Source organism: Nocardia sp. NPDC055002 (assembly GCF_053608825.1).
In genome coordinates this window covers 558,774-577,053 of the sequence record NZ_JBSGWE010000004.1, presented here as the reverse complement: position 1 = coordinate 577,053, position 18,280 = coordinate 558,774, and the positions used below count along the sequence as shown (strand labels likewise).

Annotated in this window: 11 protein-coding genes; 4 read left to right on the top strand and 7 right to left on the bottom strand. The window is 68.6% G+C overall.

Annotated elements, in window-relative coordinates:
• The first annotated feature begins 5 nt into the window (after positions 1-5).
• Entirely contained in the window at positions 6-752 is a 747-nt protein-coding gene (locus tag ACWF99_RS19435) for an RDD family protein (protein WP_378634542.1), read from the top strand.
• A gap of 179 nt (positions 753-931) precedes the next feature.
• On the opposite strand, the gene ACWF99_RS19430 is transcribed toward ACWF99_RS19435, so the two are convergent.
• The 6 genes from ACWF99_RS19430 to ACWF99_RS19405 all read right to left on the bottom strand — a co-directional run bounded on the left by ACWF99_RS19430 (position 932) and on the right by ACWF99_RS19405 (position 7,535).
• The gene (locus ACWF99_RS19430; protein WP_378634540.1) at positions 932-2,218 is read right to left on the bottom strand and encodes a DUF58 domain-containing protein; all 1,287 of its coding nucleotides are present in this window, start codon (positions 2,216-2,218) and stop codon (positions 932-934) included.
• A gap of 4 nt (positions 2,219-2,222) precedes the next feature.
• Positions 2,223-3,218 (bottom strand): AAA family ATPase, encoded by a 996-nt coding sequence (locus tag ACWF99_RS19425; RefSeq protein WP_452537028.1) that lies wholly within the window; start codon positions 3,216-3,218, stop codon positions 2,223-2,225.
• Positions 3,215-4,240: a DUF4129 domain-containing protein gene (locus ACWF99_RS19420; RefSeq protein ID WP_452537027.1), complete on the bottom strand. Its 1,026-nt coding sequence runs from the start codon at positions 4,238-4,240 to the stop codon at positions 3,215-3,217. Before ACWF99_RS19420 ends, ACWF99_RS19425 begins: the two co-directional genes overlap by 4 nt.
• Positions 4,237-5,121 (bottom strand): hypothetical protein, encoded by an 885-nt coding sequence (locus tag ACWF99_RS19415; RefSeq protein WP_452537026.1) that lies wholly within the window; start codon positions 5,119-5,121, stop codon positions 4,237-4,239. The genes ACWF99_RS19420 and ACWF99_RS19415 overlap by 4 nt, the downstream gene beginning before the upstream one ends.
• A gap of 91 nt (positions 5,122-5,212) precedes the next feature.
• On the bottom strand, positions 5,213-6,826 hold the full coding sequence (locus tag ACWF99_RS19410; RefSeq protein ID WP_378634530.1) for an adenylate/guanylate cyclase domain-containing protein: 1,614 nt from the start codon (positions 6,824-6,826) through the stop codon (positions 5,213-5,215).
• A gap of 163 nt (positions 6,827-6,989) precedes the next feature.
• A complete protein-coding gene (locus ACWF99_RS19405) occupies positions 6,990-7,535 on the bottom strand; it encodes a TetR/AcrR family transcriptional regulator (RefSeq protein ID WP_378634527.1) in 546 nt (181 codons plus the stop codon).
• An 80-nt stretch (positions 7,536-7,615) separates the two neighbouring features.
• Here ACWF99_RS19405 and ACWF99_RS19400 point away from each other — a divergent pair, with 80 nt between their 5' ends.
• On the top strand, positions 7,616-9,127 hold the full coding sequence (locus ACWF99_RS19400; protein ID WP_452537025.1) for an MFS transporter: 1,512 nt from the start codon (positions 7,616-7,618) through the stop codon (positions 9,125-9,127).
• Positions 9,128-9,169: 42 nt separating this feature from the next.
• Here the strand turns inward: ACWF99_RS19400 and ACWF99_RS19395 are convergent, their stop codons facing one another.
• Positions 9,170-10,981 (bottom strand): DUF4407 domain-containing protein, encoded by a 1,812-nt coding sequence (locus ACWF99_RS19395; RefSeq protein WP_452537024.1) that lies wholly within the window; start codon positions 10,979-10,981, stop codon positions 9,170-9,172.
• 929 nt (positions 10,982-11,910) lie between these two features.
• Here ACWF99_RS19395 and gltB point away from each other — a divergent pair.
• Together gltB and ACWF99_RS19385 are read left to right on the top strand one after the other, a co-directional pair.
• Complete coding sequence (gltB, locus tag ACWF99_RS19390) at positions 11,911-16,578, top strand: glutamate synthase large subunit (protein ID WP_452537023.1); 4,668 nt, start codon at positions 11,911-11,913, stop codon at positions 16,576-16,578.
• Complete coding sequence (locus ACWF99_RS19385; protein ID WP_378637773.1) at positions 16,571-18,043, top strand: glutamate synthase subunit beta; 1,473 nt, start codon at positions 16,571-16,573, stop codon at positions 18,041-18,043. The genes gltB and ACWF99_RS19385 overlap by 8 nt, the downstream gene beginning before the upstream one ends.
• Positions 18,044-18,280 lie beyond the last annotated feature (237 nt).

Below are 18,280 nucleotides of genomic sequence, written 5' to 3'. Positions count from 1 at the left end.
GCCACATGGCTGAATTCACCACCGGCGAAGCGGTGGCGCTCGACCTCCCCATCGCGCGCATCCCCAGCCGTGCGGGCGCTTTTCTGCTCGACCTGATGCTCCAGCTGGCCCTCGCCGCGACGCTGGAGTACGTCTTGATGCTCGTGCTGTTGGCCACCGATGCCGACTCGGCCTGGTTCTCGGTGACGGCGGTCATCACGCTGGTGGCCGTGCTGATCGCCTATCCGGTGGTCAGCGAAACCGTCTCGCGCGGCCGGTCGCTGGGCAAGCTGGCCTTCGGCTTGCGTGTGGTGCGCGCCGACGCCGGGCCGATCGACTTCCGGCACGCGCTCACCCGCGGCCTCGCGGGCGCGATTGTGGATTTCTGGATGCTCGGTGCGTTCGGCGCGGTCGCGGTCGTCACGTCGCTGTGTTCGCGCGAGGGCAGACGGGTGGGTGACGTGCTCGCCGGGACGGTAGTTGTGCACACCCGCCAGACCATGCCGGTGCCGTCGCTGGCGGTCGCCCCGCCCTGGTTGACCGGCTGGTCGGCGCAGCTGGATCCGAGCGGGATCTCCGATGAACTGGCTGCGGCGGCACGGCGGTATCTGACCAGGCTGCCCACGCTGACGCCGCCCACACAGCACTATCTGGGCACGCAGCTCGTCGAGGCCATGTGCGCCGCACTGCGCTGCCCGGTGCCCGTCGGCTACCCGCCCTTTCACGTGCTCGGCGCGATTCTCGCTCGGCGACAGCAGCTTTCACGGGTCTAGCTCAACAGCCTGTGGATGAATCGCCTGTGCACGAATCAGGTTGTGCGGGAACCCACCTGTGCACAACCCCGCCTGTGGATGAATCTGTTGGCGAGTCGGTGGATGAACTGTGAGTACTGGTGGAAACTGCGGTTATCCACAACCATGTGCGGTTGTGCACAATTCGCGATGTCCACCGATCACAGCGAGCCGGACTGCTTGAGCTCGAGGTATTCGTCGGCCAGCGCCTCGGGCAGTCGATCGGGTGCGGCGGCCACCACGGCCACCCCGCGCCGCCGCAGCGATTCCTGTACGAGCGCGCGTTCGGCCAGCACAGTTTCGGCGGCGGCCGCCGTGTAGACCTGCGAACTGTCACTCGCCGCCGCGGCGATGTCGGGATCGATCACGGAGACGATCAGCACCCGATGACGCCGCGTGAGCGTCGGCAGCGCGGGCAACAGGTGCTCGGTGACGGTCGGCCCGTCGAGACTGGTGAACCACACGATCAATGCCCGCCGCCGAACCCGCGAGATCACGGTGCGTACCAGCCCGTCGGTGTCGGTGTCCACCAGCTGTGGAGTAACCCCGGCGAGGGTGTGCATAAGTTTCAAAGGCAGCTGATTACCGCCTACGCCACTCACTTCCGCGCGGACTCGGCGGTCGTAGGCCAGCAGGTCGACCGTGTCGCCCGCGGCGGCGGCCAGACCACCGAGCAGCAGCGCCGCTTCGATCGCACTGTCGAGCCGCGTTCCCTCACCGACCCGGCCCGCACTGGCCCGCCCGGTGTCCAGGACCATCAGCATGTGCCGGTTGCGTTCCGGCCGCCACGTCCGCACCAGCACGTCGTTCGCGCGCGCGGTGGCCCGCCAGTCGATGCTGCGCACGTCGTCGCCCGCCACGTACTCGCGGAACGAATCGAACTCGGTGCCCTGCCCGCGCGTATTGGCGACATTGCGCCCCTCGAGATGATGCAGCCGCTTCACCTTCGAACGCAGCAGCCGCTCACTGCGAAACGCGGGCAGCGCGCGCACCCTGGCAGGCACCTCGACCCGGCTCTGCCGTCCGGCCAGCCCCAGCGGTCCGAGCAGCCGCACCGTCACCGGGCCCGCGACCCGATCACCGCGATAGGTGGGAGTCAGGCTGGTGCGCAAGCGGATTCGGGTGTGCGGGGCCAGATCCAGACGGTGTTCGCGGATGTCGGCACGCGCGCTGTCGGGCCAGGCGTCCCACAGCATCCCGCGCACCGTGGCCGTGCCGGTATTGGTGACAGCCAGCTCCACCTCGGTGCCGCGACCGAGCCGCACCACCGTCAGCGGATCACGGGTCAGCGACAGCGCATCCGCGCGCGCGGTGAGCGCGATATCGGTCAGCAGCAGCGCCACCAGCACCGCGCAGGCGCCGAGCACGCCGGCCCACGTGGGCACCACGAACATCACCACCGCCGCCGCAGCCGTGGCGAGCAGTGCGAACCGGCCTGTGACCACCACGTCGCTAGACCGGAACCGGCACCGAGACCAGCAACGACGAGAGCACGCCCTCGGTGCTCACCCCGTCCAGCTCGGCCTCCGGCCGCAACTGCAAGCGATGCCGAAGTACCGCCATCGCCACGGTTTTCACGTCGTCGGGCGTCACATACGCGCGGCCGTTGAGCCAGGCGAAGGCGCGGGCGGCGGCCAGCAGCGCGGTCGCGCCACGGGTGGACGCGCCGTGCGCGACGGCGGGGGAGGACCGGGTGGCACGGCACAGATCGACGATGTAGGCCAGCACCTCCGGACTCACCGTCACCTGGCCCACCGCGGCGCGCGCGGCCGCGATGTGTTCGGGTCCGGCGACCGGGCGCAGTCCGGCGGCGCCGAGGTCGCGCGGATCGAAGCCGCTCGCGTGGCGTTGCAGGATGCGGAACTCGTCGTCGCGGTCGGGCAGCCGGATGTCGACCTTGAACAGGAACCGGTCGAGTTGCGCCTCGGGCAGCGGATAGGTGCCCTCCTGCTCGATCGGGTTCTGGGTGGCGACCACCACGAACGGATCGGGCAGTGGACGCGGCTGACCGTCCACCGAAACCTGGCGCTCCTCCATCGATTCCAGCAGCGAGGACTGGGTTTTCGGTGGGGTGCGGTTGATCTCGTCGGCCAGCAGCAGGTTGGTGAAGACCGGACCCTTGCGGAAGGTGAACTCGGCCGAATGCGGGTCGTAGATCTGGGATCCGGTGACATCGCCCGGCATCAGGTCCGGGGTGAACTGCACGCGTGCGTGCTCGAGCGCCAGCGAGGTGGCCAGCGCGCGCACCAGCAGCGTCTTCGCCACGCCGGGAACACCTTCGAGCAGCACGTGACCGCGGCACAGCAGGGCGAGCATGAGGTACAGCACGGCCTGGTCGTTGCCGACCACCGCCTTGCCGATCTCGGTGCGCAGTGCGGCCAGTGCCGCCGCGGCCTCCTGCGCGCTCGGCGTCTCGAGCAGCACAGCGTCCTTGGAAATATTTGTCATCCGAGCTCCGTCTCGATCCATTCGAGGTGTGCGGCAATGTAATGGAGGGTTGTCTCGTCCGGCACATCGCCGAACAGGACAGTGCCGATCTGCTGACCGGGTACGCCGAGACGGCTGGACACGGCTCCGACGAGTTGATCGCCGGTGAGTTCGCCGCCCAGCCGCGGCGTGATCCGGCGCAGTGTCGCCGCGCGCAGGACCTGGGCCACATGGGCCACGTCGCCGGAGCGGCGATACAGGCCCGCCTGACCCGCCAGCAGCTCGTTCGCGGGGACCTCGACCGGGCGCGGCTCGCCGACCAGCGCGCCACGCCTGCGCGCCCGCCACGAGATCAGCGCCACGAAGGCGAGCAGGAACTGCAGGCCGCCGAACGCCAGCCAGCCGGGCAGGCGGGTGAAGATCGAGTCCTTGCCGCTGCCGAAATCGAGGTCGTTGTCATCAGGGGGTGGCTCGGGCGGGTCTGGTGGGTTGGGCAGATCGGGAGGGTGGGGTGCGTTGGGGGCGCCGCACGACTGCATGGTGGCGTAGACCAGCAGGGCGATGGCGAGTCCCGCCGCGAGCACCGCCCAGAAGCGGGGGCTGCGCAGGATCGGGGGCAGGGGCGGAAGCTTCCTGCGCTGCTTGGGCTCTCGCTCGACGACCTCGACCTCGAGCGGATCGAGAACGGGGGGTGGTGCGGACTGGGAGTACCGGTCGGCGTATTCGAGGCGACGGTACTCGTCCTCGGTGGCGCTACGTCCGCCGTAGACGACCTCGTCGAAACTCCGTGCCGCCGGATGTAATTCGGTGGACTGTTCCAGCGGCAGTGCCGTGGTCGCGTCGTCGGCGGTCTCCTGCGCGGTGCGCGAGCGGCGCACCGGCAGGCTGCCGTCCTGTTCGAGGCCGCGCAGGACGGCGCGGAAGCGTTCGCGCAGTGCCCGGTCGTAATCGCGGCGGCCCGCGGCGTTCTCGGCGGCGGCGCGATGTTCGGCGGCGGCGCCGAGACGGGGCTGCGGTGGGACGCCGTCAGGAAATTCGGTCACCGGCGATCACCGGGAATTCGAATGTCCATGCCTTCGCGCACACACCGCCGGCTGATATAGCACAGCACTCGGCTGGTGGCCTCGACGATCTCGCTCACGGTCACCACCAGCACAAACCCGCCGACGAGCAGGGTGATGAAAGCCCAGCGATGAGTGCCGGAGAAGTCGGAGAGGAAGAACGGGATACCGAACGCGGGCACCGCGAGGACCGCGAAGATGCACCGCTGGGTGAGCCACAGACCCGCGGTCGACCAGTCCGCACCCTGCACGAGCTCCTTCGAACGGGCAACGCCCACACCGAAACCCGCGTGCTCGGCCACGATCGCCGGCTCGGTGACGAACCGCCGCGCCCGTACATACGAAAGCCAGATCAGCGCGAGCGGATAGGTGATCACCAGAATGCTGCCGAGCAGCAGCACTCCGATCCCGGTGAGCGTGAACATGATCTGCGCGAGCACCAGCGGCGTCGCCTGCCTGCCCGCGGCCCGCAACCCGTCGAGCACGCCGTAGCGCACCCCGTGGAAGTCGGCGAGTGCGATCGCGATGGTCGCGCCGCGCAGGACCAGGCGAACCAGCCACACGCAGGCCGCGGTCGCCAGGATCGCCGCCCACGCGGTGCCCGCGTCGGAGCCGTCGGTGAGGTGGGAAACCAGCCCCGTCACCCCGAGCGTGACGAGCACACCGAGCACGAGCGCACTGCCGCCGAGCACCGCGAAGGTCCGGATATGGGCCTGGATCAGGGCGAACGGCTCATCGAGCAATTCGCGGAAACGCAGGGGGCGGATCGGCACCGTGGGCGGTATTGGCGGCCCCGGCGCAGGCGCCCGTGCCGGATCGACTCCCGCCCCGACGGCGCCAACCGTTTCGACGGCGGGACGCACGGGCCCGAGTGTAGTCAATCCCAGCCGAACCGCCCGGGGACTCGACCCGCCCTCGCCGCGCAGGCCGGGCCGGGTGATCCCCGAGGTGTCCCTACCGAACGTCCGCAGCTCCACGCCCGGCGGAGGCGCCCTCGTCGGCCCGCTCGGACAGCCTCGGCAGCGCAACCTGCGTGGGCTTCAAACGCCCACGCAGCGTGACCGTCTCACCGAGAATCCACTGCGCGGATTCCGAGTCGGCGGCAGCGGCAAGCGTGGTCGCCGACGTGAGCAAACGTTCGTCGTGCTGCTTGGACAGCTCGCACAGCCGAGCGGCCTCGTTGACCGCATCGCCGATCACCGTGAATTCGTACCGGTTGTGCGTACCGACGTTGCCCGCGACCACCCGTCCCGCCGCGACACCGATACCCGCGTCGAGATCGGAAGCAGCACGCAGTCGACGCTGGATCGCACGCCCGCACGACAGCGCCGCACCCGCCAGGTCGTCGAGCGGAGCCGGCGTGCCGAACACCGCCAGCGCCGCGTCGCCCTCGAACTTGTTGAGCAGCCCGCCGTGCCGTTCCACCTCGTCGACGACGATGTCGAAGAACCGGTTGAGAATGCCGACGATCTCGGGTGCGGGCAGGGTGGCGGCCATCGTGGTGGAGCCGATGATGTCGATGAACAGGGCCGCTGCCTCGGTTTCGGTGCCGCCGAGCACCGGCCGGGAGGCGATCGCCGCCATCGCGACATCGTGGCCGACATGCTTGCCGAACAGGTCCTCGATCATCGCCCGCTCGCGCAGCCCGTGCACCATCGTGTTGAAGCCGCTCTGCAGTTCGCCCAGCTCGGTGCCGTCGTAGAGGGCGATCTCGGCGTCGAGGTCGCCGTTCTCCACGCGGCGCAGCGCCTGCCGCACCCCCTTGATCGGGGCCACCGTCGCCGCGACGACCTGGGCCATCAGGATCAACCCGAATACCAGCGCGGAGCCGCCGAGGCTGAGCATGCACACCGCCAGCCTGGCTTTGCTCACCGCGGGGTCGGCCAGCGCCCACACCGCTACCGTCATCGTGAGCGCCACCGGTACGCCGACCCCGACGAACCACGACAGCATGGTCCGGCCGAACACGCCGATGCCACGGCGGCGGTGCGGGTCGGCGGCCAGCACGCGCGCGGTCACCGGGCGCAGCGCGAATTCGATGATCAGGTAGCTGTTGGCGCACACGACGATCGCGGCGGCGCCGGTCGAGAGGATGACCTTGGGGATCAGCGCCGGCTCGAGCACGCCGTAGACGATGGTGAGCACGGTCAACGTCAGCGTCCAGAGGATGGCCTGCTGCAGCACCATCCAGCGCGGTGCCGACACGGTGACCTGCTGTTCGGCCGGCGTCGGCACGTGCTCGGGATCGGTGGCCCAGCCCATCGAGCGCACCCCGGCCACGGTGCCCCACACGGTGCCGCCCGCCAGCGCGAGCGCGGCGCACAGTGGTGTGAACACGCTGTTGACCAGCAGGAGTTGCCGAGTGAACACGGTGGGCCCGGGCAGCACGAAGCCCGCGAGCACCACCACCATGGCGATGCCGATCAGATTGGCGATGAGTAGCGGCACGGTGAGCAGCAACTGCACCCGAACTCGACGGATCTTCGATGCCTCGTCGACTGGCCCGAGCAGCGGCGAGCCCCATGGCGCTGATCTTGCCGCGCCCGCCGGTCCATCGCGGTTGATCACTTCTGAACTGTAAACCGGTGAACCCGGTGTCGGCCACAGAGTTGCGCAGGTCACTGCATCAGTCGGGTGGCTATACCAACTGGTCGAACCCAGTTTTGTGACCGTCCACCGGTCTGTCGACCGTGCGGTTGCCCACGGCACCGTTCGGTGTACATATGTGCACTCAACCGTGGAGCAGGTTGTCGACGACGGCGCGGTAGCGCGCGGGTTCGATCTGCGGCAGACCGAGCAGCGCGCGCAGGTAGACCCCGTCGCCCACCAGCCGGATGGTGTCGGCGCGGACGGGGTCGTCCACCTCGGTCTCCAGGTTGTCCGACCAGGCCGCCATCACCGCGTCGAGCGCGCGCTGGACCTCGTCGGGCTCGCTGCCCGCCGAGGCGTCGATCGTGCGCATGGTCGCCAGTAGTGAGCGGTACAGGGCGAGTTCGACGGCGTCGTCCTGTGCGGTGGGGTCGGGCGTCTGCAGGTACCACTCGGCGATCGAGCTCCCGCTCGCTCTGGCGTCGTCGAGTTGGGTGCGAGCACGCTCGCCGAGCCGCTGGACCAGGCCGACGAGCAGGGCGTCTTTGCTCTTGAAGTGGTAGAGGAGCCCGCCCTTCGATACGCCCGCCGCGGCGGCGACGTTGTCGAGGGTCATCTGCGCCGCGCCGCGTTCGAGCAGCAGGGTCTCCAGGGCGTCGAGGATGCGATCGCGGGTGTCAGAGCTCACGGCAATCACTGTACCGTCTGGACGGTTTTCTTGTTACTGTACCGTCTGGACGGTTTACCAACCTGAAAGACGAGAGACCCATGAACACCCCCACAGCACTCACCCCGGCGCGCGCCACCCCGCGCGAGTGGGCGGGCCTCGGCGTACTCGCCCTCGCCCTGCTGCTGCTCGCGGTGGACGCGACCGTGCTGGACCTGGCCGTGCCCGCGATCAGCGCCGACCTCGCCCCGAGCACGCCACAGCTGCTCTGGATCATCGACGTGTACTCGTTCGTGCTCGCCGGTCTGCTGGTGGTGATGGGCAATCTCGGCGACCGGATCGGCAGGCGCAAGCTCCTGCTGATCGGTGCGGTCGGCTTCGGCATCGCCTCGGCGCTGGCCGCGTGGGCGGTGTCGCCGGAGATGCTGATCGCGGCGCGCGTCCTGCAGGGCGTCGCGGGCGCCACGCTGATGCCCGCCACGCTGGGCCTGATCCGATCGATGTTCCAGGACCCGCGTCAGCGCACCGTGGCGATCGGCGTGTGGAGTGCGATGGCCGGTGGTGGCGCCGCGGCCGGTCCACTGGTCGGCGGCTGGCTGCTCGAGCACTTCTGGTGGGGCTCGGTGTTCCTGGTGAACCTGCCGGTGATGCTGGTGCTGCTCGCCCTCGCCCCGCTGCTCATCCCCGAATCACGTGACCCGAACCCGGGCCGGTTCGACGCGCTGAGCGCGCTGCTGTCGATGCTGGCGCTGGTGCCGGTGGTCTACGCGGTGAAGGAAACCGCCGCGCACGGTCCGGCGGTGGGCGCGCTGCTGGTCGGCCTGGTCGGTGTGGTCTCGGCCGTGCTGTTCGTGCGCAGGCAGCGTCGCCTGACCGATCCGATGCTCGACCTGCGGCTGTTCGAACTGCCGAGGTTCCGGGTGGCGGTGTTCACCAACCTGCTCGCGGTGTTCGCGCTGGCGGGCGTGCTGTTCTTCGGCTCGCAGTATCTGCAGCTGGTGCTCGGCCGTACGCCCTTGGAGGCGGGTCTGCTGATGCTGCCGGGGCTCGCGGCGAGCATGTTCGGTTCGCTGGCGGCGGCCTGGCTCGTGCGGCGCTGGCGCGCGGCGCTGGTGCTGGCCGGTGCGCTGGTCGTCACCGCGATCGGCGTGGCGGCCTTCCTCGCGGTCGACGCGGTGAGCGGCGCGGAGGCGTTCGTGCTCGGTTTCGTCGGCATCGGTCTCGGTGCCGGTGTGGCCATGACCGTGGCCGCCGACCTGGTCGTCGGATCGGCGCCGGAAGAACGCGCCGGTGCGGCCGCGGCGATCTCGGAGACCGCCTACGAAACGGGTCTTGCCCTGGGTGTCGCCCTGCTCGGGAGCACCGTGATGGCGATCTTCCGGCGTGGTCTGGACGTGTCCTTGCTGCCCGACGACGCGGTGGCGGCCGCGTCGGGTTCGCTCAGCGGCGCCGTCGAGGTGGCCGGTGAGCTGCCCGCCGCGGTGGCGGAGGAGTTCCTGTCGTCGGCGAATCAGGCGTTTGTCAGCGGCATCCATCTGACGGTGCTCGGCATCGTCGCGGTGCTGTTGTTCGCGGCCTACAGCGCGGTACGGACGAAGACCACGCGCGGCTGAGCCGGAGGTGGCCGACAGCGGGCTGTCGGCCACCTCGCGCGATCAGCGGGCGGGCGGCAGCTGACGCCGGTTGCCGGGGAGCTCGTTGGCGTTGCCGCCTGCGAGCTCGCCGTGGCCGCCGGCCTCGGGCAGGCCGTTGCCCTGACCGGCGGGCAGCGCGGTGTAGTTCGGCGCCGAGGGGTACTGACGCGGGTCCGGGTGGAAGCGGCTCGACGGCGCGTCGACCACATTCGAGGCGATCTGCTGGGCGTAGGGCTGGTACGGCTGCTGCGGGTAGGCGCCCGGCGGCAGGAAACCCTGCGCGGGCTGACCCTGCAACTGATATCCGGCGGGGACCTGCTGTTGCTGCGCGGAATCCTGCGTGTCGACGGTGACCTTGCGCGTGCGGCGCAGCGTGAACGTCACCTCTTCGACCTCTTCGAACGCCTGCCGTGCGGTCCGCATCGGGTGGGTGGCCGAGTCGAAGGCATTGGCCACGAAAGCCGGTACCAGCGGACGGATCCAGCGGGCGGCGGTGTCGGTGAACGGCACCGTCCCGATGATCGGCAACTCCAAACCGCCACCGCCGGTCGGCGCCTGCGCGGGCGGCTGCTGCGTGGGCGCCTGGTGGGCGGGAACGAGAGCCCCGGCGGTGCCGGCGGGCAGCGCGTGCTGGACGTACCCCGCGGGCAGCTGCGATGTGACGTTCGGCTCCAGAGACACGGAGTCGTCCTTTCGATGCGGCTCGGTGAACCCGAGCTCGAAACCGCCGATCGCGGCGATGATCCTGGTGCGCTGACGTTCTCGATCGATCACGGTATCGGCTTCGATGGCCAGTTGCGCGGCGGTGAGCTCGTGTTCGGCGCGCAAGGCGGCTGTCTCGGTGCGCACTTCGGCGCGTTTCACCGCGATGGCGGCGTCGGCCTCGCGCTGGGCCCGATCGGCCACCTCCGCCGCGTCGACCCGGCGGTCGAGCGAGGTCTCCCCGCGCCACCAGCGCAGCAGCAGCGGCAGCAGGGCCACGACGACGCCCGCGAGCAGGATGAGCAGGCGCAGCGCGGCGGCGCCCGCGTGTGACGCGGTGTAGCTGTTCATGGCCAGCCAGCGGGCGCCCAAGCCACGGTCGCCGTCGGCGAACGCGCTGGTCCGCGCGGTGGCGAGCGCGGCGGATTCGGTGCGGACCCGCTGGTCGAGGCCCTCGATGCGGCCCTGCGCCGTGGCGAGCTGTTTGCGGGCGTCGTCGAGCATGTCGTTGGCGGTCTGCGTTTCCGGACCGCGACCCGGTACCCCGGTGATTCTGGTCTGCGGGCATTCTGCGGTGGGGTTGTACTCGCAGCGGGCGATCACCAGCGCGCGGTCGATGTCGGCCTGCGACTTGGCGATGCTCAGATCGAGCGCGGCACGGTCGGCGGTGGCGAGGTCGAACGAGGTGCGGGCGGCGACCACGGCCGGCGCGTTCTCGGCGCTCGCCTGGGCGCGCACATCCAGTTCCCGGTCGACGGTCCCGCCGAGCAGCACGGTGGCGGCGAGTTCGGCGACGAAGACCCCGGCCAGCACCCCGACCCCGATCCGGGCCGCGATACCGAACCGGTCGTCGTCACCACCGGGCCGCGTGGTCGCCAGCGCCCGGCCGAGCGCACCCGCGGCGACGGCGATGACCAGCGCGAACAGCACCGCGACGAGCACGCCCGCGTCGGCGGCGAGCAGTGCGGACAACGCGACGAGACCGGCGATCACGGCGAACAGCGTCACGGCGGCACCGGTGACGAGATAGCGGCCCTGTTCATGGCTGAAAGCCAGGTCGGCGCCCGATTCGTGGTCCCGGCGCCGTGGCGAGGCGAGGCCTCCGCCGAGCCAGGTGAGTAAGCCGGTCATGAGTTCTCCCCGGGTCGTGCGCTCCACTGGGCATGGCGAAACTGGTAGGTAAGGCGAAACTGGCATGGATTCGTTGTGTCAGCGTGACAGGCCGGAGACCGACACACCGAGTGCCGAGGTACTGCTTGTGGTCAGCCTCACAGTCGAATAGGTCCATTCATCGCGCTGGCCGGAACATTTCTGTGCCGACCTCGGCGTGTCGTGCGCGGCGAGCCGGGCCGCACCGCCGTCCGTGCCCGATTTGTGTCGAACGACACTGCCAGAAGTTTGCCAGCGGTGTGCTGTGGCGCACATTTCGCAATACAGACCGTACGGTCGGCTGACTGGAGCGCTTGTGGGGGCCCGTGTCGGGAATATCTCACCGTCCCCACCCCCGGTTAGCGGAGGTGGGAGGTTTGACCAGGGCATCTGCAGGGAAATCTGCTGCGGTGCAGGTGAGTTCAGCTTTCGGCCCCCGGCCGACGGTGGAACCGAGTCTGCTCGTCGGCAGTGTTCACGCAGGTAGGCGGGGGTTGTCCGGGATCGATCCGGTCCCCGGTCTGCTTTACACTGGACGACGCGCGCGACGATGCAAGCAGCCGTTACAAACCCCAGCTAGACGGGTTACTTAGCACAACCTTAGTTGGTTGGGTCTGCGGTCTGACTTATCGTTTGCTCTTACGCCGAACGCACCCAGTTCGGCACAACCACCTGTTCGAGGTCCGGTGAAACCGGGCCAAGAGTAGCGGGTGAAACCCCGCGCAGAGGTAAGGGAGAAGTAAGCATCCCGTTACCTCTGAGCACCCCAACTACGTCAACGCCGCAAACCACCACCGTCGCTGGTTTCGGATCGTACGGACGCAGTCTTGACGGAGGCGAAACGACGAAGGGCCCACGCTCAGCTTGCTGGGTGGCCGACATCGACAGCCGACTTTCTTGAAGGCAGAGGCATGACGCAACTTCCTGGCCACAGGTCACCCGGAGTCACCGGGCTCTACGATCCGGCATTCGAACACGACGCCTGCGGCGTCGCGTTCGTTTCCGACATGCATGGACGACGCAGTCGAGACATCGTCGACAAGGCCATCACGGCCCTCCTGAACCTGGAGCACCGCGGTGCTGCGGGTGCCGAGCCGAACTCCGGCGACGGCGCGGGCGTCCTGCTGCAGCTCCCGGACAAGTTCTTCCGTGCGATCCTCGCCGAAGAAGGTGCCGCTTTCGAGTTGCCCCCGGAAGGCTCCTACGCCTCCGGTATCGCCTTCCTGCCGCAGGCCCGCCGCGAAGCCGCGCGGGCCGCCTACGGCGTCGAGAAGATCGTCACCGAAGAGGGCCTGGCCGTGCTCGGCTGGCGCGAGGTGCCGATCGACGAGTCCTCGCTCGGCGCGCTGGCCCGCGATGCCATGCCGACCTTCCGGCAGATCTTCATCGGCTCGCCGAAGAACTCCGCCGAGCAGCTCTCGGGCATGGACCTGGAGCGTCGCGCCTACGTGATCCGCAAGCGGATCGAGCACGAGCTCGGCAAGGCAGGCCCCGGCGAGGGCACCGTCGGCAAGGAATCGGTGTACTTCCCGAGCCTGTCCGGCCAGACCTTCATCTACAAGGGCATGTTCACCACGCCCCAGCTGCGTGCGTTCTACCTGGACCTGCAGGACGAGCGCGTCGAGTCGGCCATCGGCATCGTGCACTCGCGCTTCTCCACCAACACCTTCCCCTCGTGGCCGCTGGCGCACCCGTTCCGCCGGGTCGCCCACAACGGTGAGATCAACACCGTCACCGGTAACGAGAACTGGATGCGCGCCCGTGAGGCGCTGCTGCGCAGCGACGTGTTCGGCAAGGACGAAGCGGGCAAGGACCGGCTGCAGAAGATCTTCCCCGTCTGCACCCCCGGCGCCTCCGACACCGCGCGTTTCGACGAGGTGCTCGAACTGCTGCACCTGGGCGGTCGCGAACTGCACCACGCCATCATGATGATGATTCCCGAGGCGTGGGAGCGTAACGAGAACCTCGACCCCGACCGGCGCGCGTTCTACGAGTACCACTCGATGCTGATGGAGCCGTGGGACGGCCCGGCAGCGGTGTGCTTCTCCGACGGCACCAAGATCGGCGCCGTGCTCGACCGCAACGGTCTGCGCCCCGGCCGCATCTGGGTCACCGAGGACGGCCTCGTCGTGCTCGCCTCCGAGGTCGGCGTGCTCGACATCGACCCCGCCACCGTGGTCCAGAAGATCCGCCTGCAGCCGGGCAAGATGTTCCTGGTCGACACCGAGAAGGGCCGCATCGTCACCGACGAAGAGGTCAAGTCGGAGCTGGCCGCGGCGCAGCCGTACCAGCAGTGGCTCGACGAGGGCGTCAGCCGCCTGGCCGACCTGCCCGACCGCCCGCACGTGCACATGTCGCACGACCGCGTGCTGATCCGTCAGCAGATCTTCGGTTACACCACCGAGGACCTGAACCTGCTGATCACGCCGATGGCCAAGACCGGCGGCGAGGCACTGGGCTCGATGGGTACCGATACGCCGATCGCGGTGCTGTCGAACCGGTCGCGTCTGCTGTTCGACTACTTCTCGCAGCTGTTCGCGCAGGTCACCAACCCGCCGCTCGACGCCATCCGTGAGAAGGTCGTCACCAGCCTCAAGCGCAACCTCGGCCCCGAGGCCGATCTGCTGCACCCGGGCCCCGACTCCTGTCGCATGATCGCGCTCGAACAGCCCATTCTCGACAACGACGAGCTGGCCAAGCTCGTCCACATCAACGACGACGGCAGCCAGCCGGGCCTACGCTCGGTGGTCGTGCGCGGTCTGTACCCGGTCGCCGAGGGCGGCGAGGGTCTGCGCCGGGCGCTGGAAGCCATCAACACCCAGGTCTCGGCCGCCATCGACGGTGGTGCGCGCATCATCGTGCTGTCGGACCGTGAGTCCAACGAGAAGCTGGCGCCGATTCCGTCGCTGCTGCTCACCTCGTCGGTGCACCACCACCTGGTGCGCGAGCGGACCCGCACCATGGTCGGCCTGGTCGTGGAGGCCGGTGACGCCCGCGAGGTGCACCACATGGCCCTGCTGATCGGTTTCGGTGCCGCCGCGATCAACCCGTACATGGCCTTCGAGACCATCGAGGACATGCTCGAGCGCGGCTCGCTGCAGATTCCGGGCAGCACCGGCGATCTGGGCGCCGACTTCCGCAAGGCCGTCGCGAACTACTGCACCGCGGCCAGCAACGGCGTGCTCAAGGTGATGTCGAAGATGGGCATCTCCACCCTGGCCTCCTACAACGGCGCCCAGCTGTACCAGGTCATCGGCCTGGCCCAGGACCTGGTCGACGAGTACTTCACCGGCCTGCGCTCCCCGCTGGGCGGCATCGGTCTCGACGAGATCGCCGAAGAGGTGGCCATCCGCCACCGCGTCGCGTTCCTGGAGAACCGCAACGAGCGCGCGCACCGCGAGCTCGAGGTCGGCGGCGAGTACCAGTGGCGTCGTGAGGGCGAGTACCACCTGTTCAACCCGGACACGGTGTTCAAGCTCCAGCACGCGACCCGCACCGGTCAGTACTCGATCTTCAAGGAGTACACCAAGCTGGTCGACGATCAGTCCGAGCGCTTGGCCGCGCTGCGTGGTCTGTTCAAGTTCAAGTCGAACCAGCGCGCGTCGATCTCCATCGACGAGGTCGAGCCCGCGAGCGAGATCGTGAAGCGTTTCTCGACCGGTGCGATGAGCTACGGCTCCATCTCGGCTGAGGCGCACGAGGCACTCGCCATCGCGATGAACCGCATCGGCGCTCGCTCGAACTCCGGTGAGGGCGGCGAGAGCCCCGCTCGCTTCGAGGTCGAGGAGAACGGCGACTGGCGTCGTTCGGCGATCAAGCAGGTCGCGTCGGGTCGCTTCGGCGTCACCGCGCACTACCTGACCAACGCCACCGACATCCAGATCAAGATGGCCCAGGGCGCCAAGCCGGGCGAGGGCGGCCAGCTGCCCGCGCACAAGGTGTACCCGTGGGTCGCCGAGGTGCGTCACTCCACGCCGGGCGTCGGCTTGATCTCGCCGCCGCCGCACCACGACATCTACTCGATCGAGGATCTGGCGCAGCTGATCCACGATCTGAAGAACGCGAACCCGCAGGCTCGGATTCACGTGAAACTTGTCGCGGAGCCGGGTGTCGGCACCGTCGCCACCGGTGTGTCCAAGGCACACGCCGACGTCGTGCTCATCTCGGGCCACGACGGCGGCACCGGCGCGTCGCCGCTGACCTCGCTCAAGCACGCGGGTGGACCCTGGGAGCTCGGCCTGGCCGAGACCCAGCAGACCCTGCTGCTCAACGGCCTGCGTGACCGCATCGTCGTCCAGGTCGACGGTCAGATGAAGACCGGCCGCGACGTGATGATCGCCGCCCTGCTCGGCGCCGAGGAGTTCGGTTTCGCGACCGCGCCCCTGGTCGTCTCGGGTTGCGTCATGATGCGCGTGTGTCACCTCGACACCTGTCCGGTCGGCATCGCCACCCAGAACCCGGTGCTGCGCGAGCGCTTCACCGGCAAGCCGGAATTCGTCGAGAACTTCATGATGTTCATCGCCGAGGAGGTGCGTGAGCTGCTCGCCGAGCTGGGCTTCCGCACCCTCGACGAGGCCGTCGGCCGGGTCGACCTGCTCGACACCGCCAAGGCCAAGCAGCACTACAAGGCCGCCAAGCTGGACCTGTCGCCGATCCTGGACATGCCGGAGACGGCGTTCATGAACCAGAACACCCGGTGCACCGGTACCCAGGACCACGGTCTGGACAAGGCGCTGGACAACGAGCTGATCGCGCAGAGCGCTCCCGCGCTCGAGCGTGGCCAGGCGGTCAAGATCGAAACCAAGATCACCAACGTGAACCGCACGGTTGGCACCATGCTCGGCCACGAGGTGACCAAGCTCTACGGTGGCGCGGGCCTGCCCGACGACACCATCGACATCACCTTCACCGGTTCGGCGGGCAACAGCTTCGGCGCGTTCGTCCCGGCCGGCATCACGCTGCGGGTCTTCGGTGACGCCAACGACTACGTCGGCAAGGGTCTGTCGGGTGGCCGCATCGTGGTCCGCCCGTCGGCTTCGGCTCCGGAAGCCTTCGTCGCCGAAGACAACATCATCGCGGGCAACGTGATCATGTTCGGCGCCACCAGCGGTCGCATCCTGATCAACGGTGTCGCGGGCGAGCGCTTCGGCGTGCGTAACTCCGGCGCCACCGCGGTCGTCGAGGGTGTGGGCGACCACGCGCTCGAGTACATGACCGGTGGCCGCGTGGTCATCCTCGGTGACACCGGCCGCAACCTCGGTGCCGGTATGTCCGGTGGTGTCGCCTACTTCTACGACCCCGAGGGCAAGCTGCCCGGCCGGGTCAACCCGGATCAGGTCGACGCGATCGAGCAGCTCTCCGGTGACGACTTCACCTGGCTGCGCGACATCATCGCGATCCACCGCGACGAAACGGGATCGGCTGTGGCCGAACGCATCCTGAGCGACTGGTCCCAGCAGGTGAACCACTTCGTGAAGGTCATGCCCCGCGAATACAAGAAGGTTCTGCTCGCCATCTCCGAGGCCGAGAAGGCCGGCAAGGATGTCGACACCGCGATCATGGAGGCGGCTCGTGGCTGACCCACAGGGATTTTTGAAGCACACCTCGAGGGAAACCCCGGCCCGTCGTCCGGTCGAGCTGCGTCTGCTCGACTGGAAAGAGGTCTACGAGGAGAAGAAGTTCTCCCAGGACACCTTGAAGACCCAGGCCAGCCGCTGCATGGACTGCGGTATCCCCTTCTGTCACAACGGCTGTCCGCTCGGGAACCTGATTCCCGAATGGAACGACCTGGTCTACAAGGGTGCGTGGCGCGAAGGCATCGATCGCCTGCACGCCACCAACAACTTCCCGGAGTTCACCGGCCGCCTGTGCCCGGCTCCGTGTGAGGCGTCCTGCGTGCTCGGCATCAACCAGGAGCCGGTCACGATCAAGCAGGTCGAGGTCGAGCTCATCGAGAACGCCTTCGACGAGGGCTGGGTCACCCCGGTGTACCCGACCCGTCTCACCGGCAAGAAGATCGCCGTCGTCGGCTCGGGCCCGGCCGGTCTGGCCGCCGCCCAGCAGCTCACCCGCGCCGGTCACACCGTGACCGTGTTCGAGCGTGACGACCGCATCGGCGGCCTGATGCGCTACGGCATCCCGGAATTCAAGATGGAGAAGTCGGTCATCGACCGTCGTCTGGCCCAGATGGAAGCCGAAGGCACCATCTTCAAGGCGGGCGTCAACGTGGGTGTCGACATCACCGCCGAGCAGCTGCGTGAGCGTTTCGACGCGATCGTGCTGGCCGGTGGCGCCACCATCGCCCGCGATCTGCCGATCCCGGGCCGCGAGCTAGACGGCATCCACCAGGCGATGGAGTTCCTGCCGCTGTCCAACCGGGTGCAGCTCGGTGACGACATCGCCGACGAGGACGGCCTGCCGCCGATCCACGCCAAGGGCAAGAAGGTCATCATCATCGGCGGTGGCGACACCGGCGCCGACTGCCTCGGCACCTCGCACCGTCACGGCGCCGAGTCGGTGCACCAGTTCGAGATCATGCCGCGTCCCCCCGAGGAGCGCGCGGGCTCGACCCCGTGGCCGACTTACCCGCTGATGTACCGGGTCGCCTCGGCACACGAAGAGGGCGGCGAACGTCTGTTCTCGGTGAACACCGAGCGTTTCGTCGGCAAGGACGGCAAGGTGACCGGTCTCGACGCGCACGAGGTCAAGATGGTCAACGGCCGTTTCGAAAAGGTCGAGGGCACCGACTTCACCCTCGAAGCCGACCTGGTCCTGCTGGCCATGGGCTTCGTCGGTCCCCAGAAGCCGGGCCTGCTCACCGATCTCGGTGTCGGCTACGACGGTCGCGGCAACGTCCAGCGCGACAAGAGCTGGGCCACCAACATCCCCGGCGTCTTCGTGGCCGGTGACATGGGCCGTGGCCAGTCGCTGATCGTCTGGGCCATCGCCGAGGGCCGCGCCGCCGCGTCGGCCGTCGACAAGTTCCTCGAGGGCGAGACCGCGCTGCCCGCGCCGATCCCCCCGACGGCTGTCGCCCAGCGCTAGCCGCTGAACCAGCAAGGCGCCCGCAGGCTTTCGAGCCCGCGGGCGTCTTTTTTGTCATTCCCCCCACACGAGGCAGGTGTGCCGGCGAATCCGGGCGCCTTGCCGGATACCTGCGGGTTTGCGGGGAATGTGCGTAGGGGGGTGAACGTGGAAGGGGTGCAAGGGGTTCGGTAGGCGAGCAAACGACGTGGCTGATCTTCCCTGCAGCACATAGACTTTCCGTGTCGAGGTGTACGG

Coding starts and splice junctions, on each gene's coding strand:
- ACWF99_RS19395 (WP_452537024.1), bottom strand. CDS start 10,981: ATGACCGGCTTACTCACCTGGCTCGGCGGAGGCCTCGCCTCGCCACGG.
- gltB (WP_452537023.1), top strand. CDS start 11,911: ATGACGCAACTTCCTGGCCACAGGTCACCCGGAGTCACCGGGCTCTAC.
- ACWF99_RS19400 (WP_452537025.1), top strand. CDS start 7,616: ATGAACACCCCCACAGCACTCACCCCGGCGCGCGCCACCCCGCGCGAG.
- ACWF99_RS19425 (WP_452537028.1), bottom strand. CDS start 3,218: ATGACAAATATTTCCAAGGACGCTGTGCTGCTCGAGACGCCGAGCGCG.
- ACWF99_RS19435 (WP_378634542.1), top strand. CDS start 6: ATGGCTGAATTCACCACCGGCGAAGCGGTGGCGCTCGACCTCCCCATC.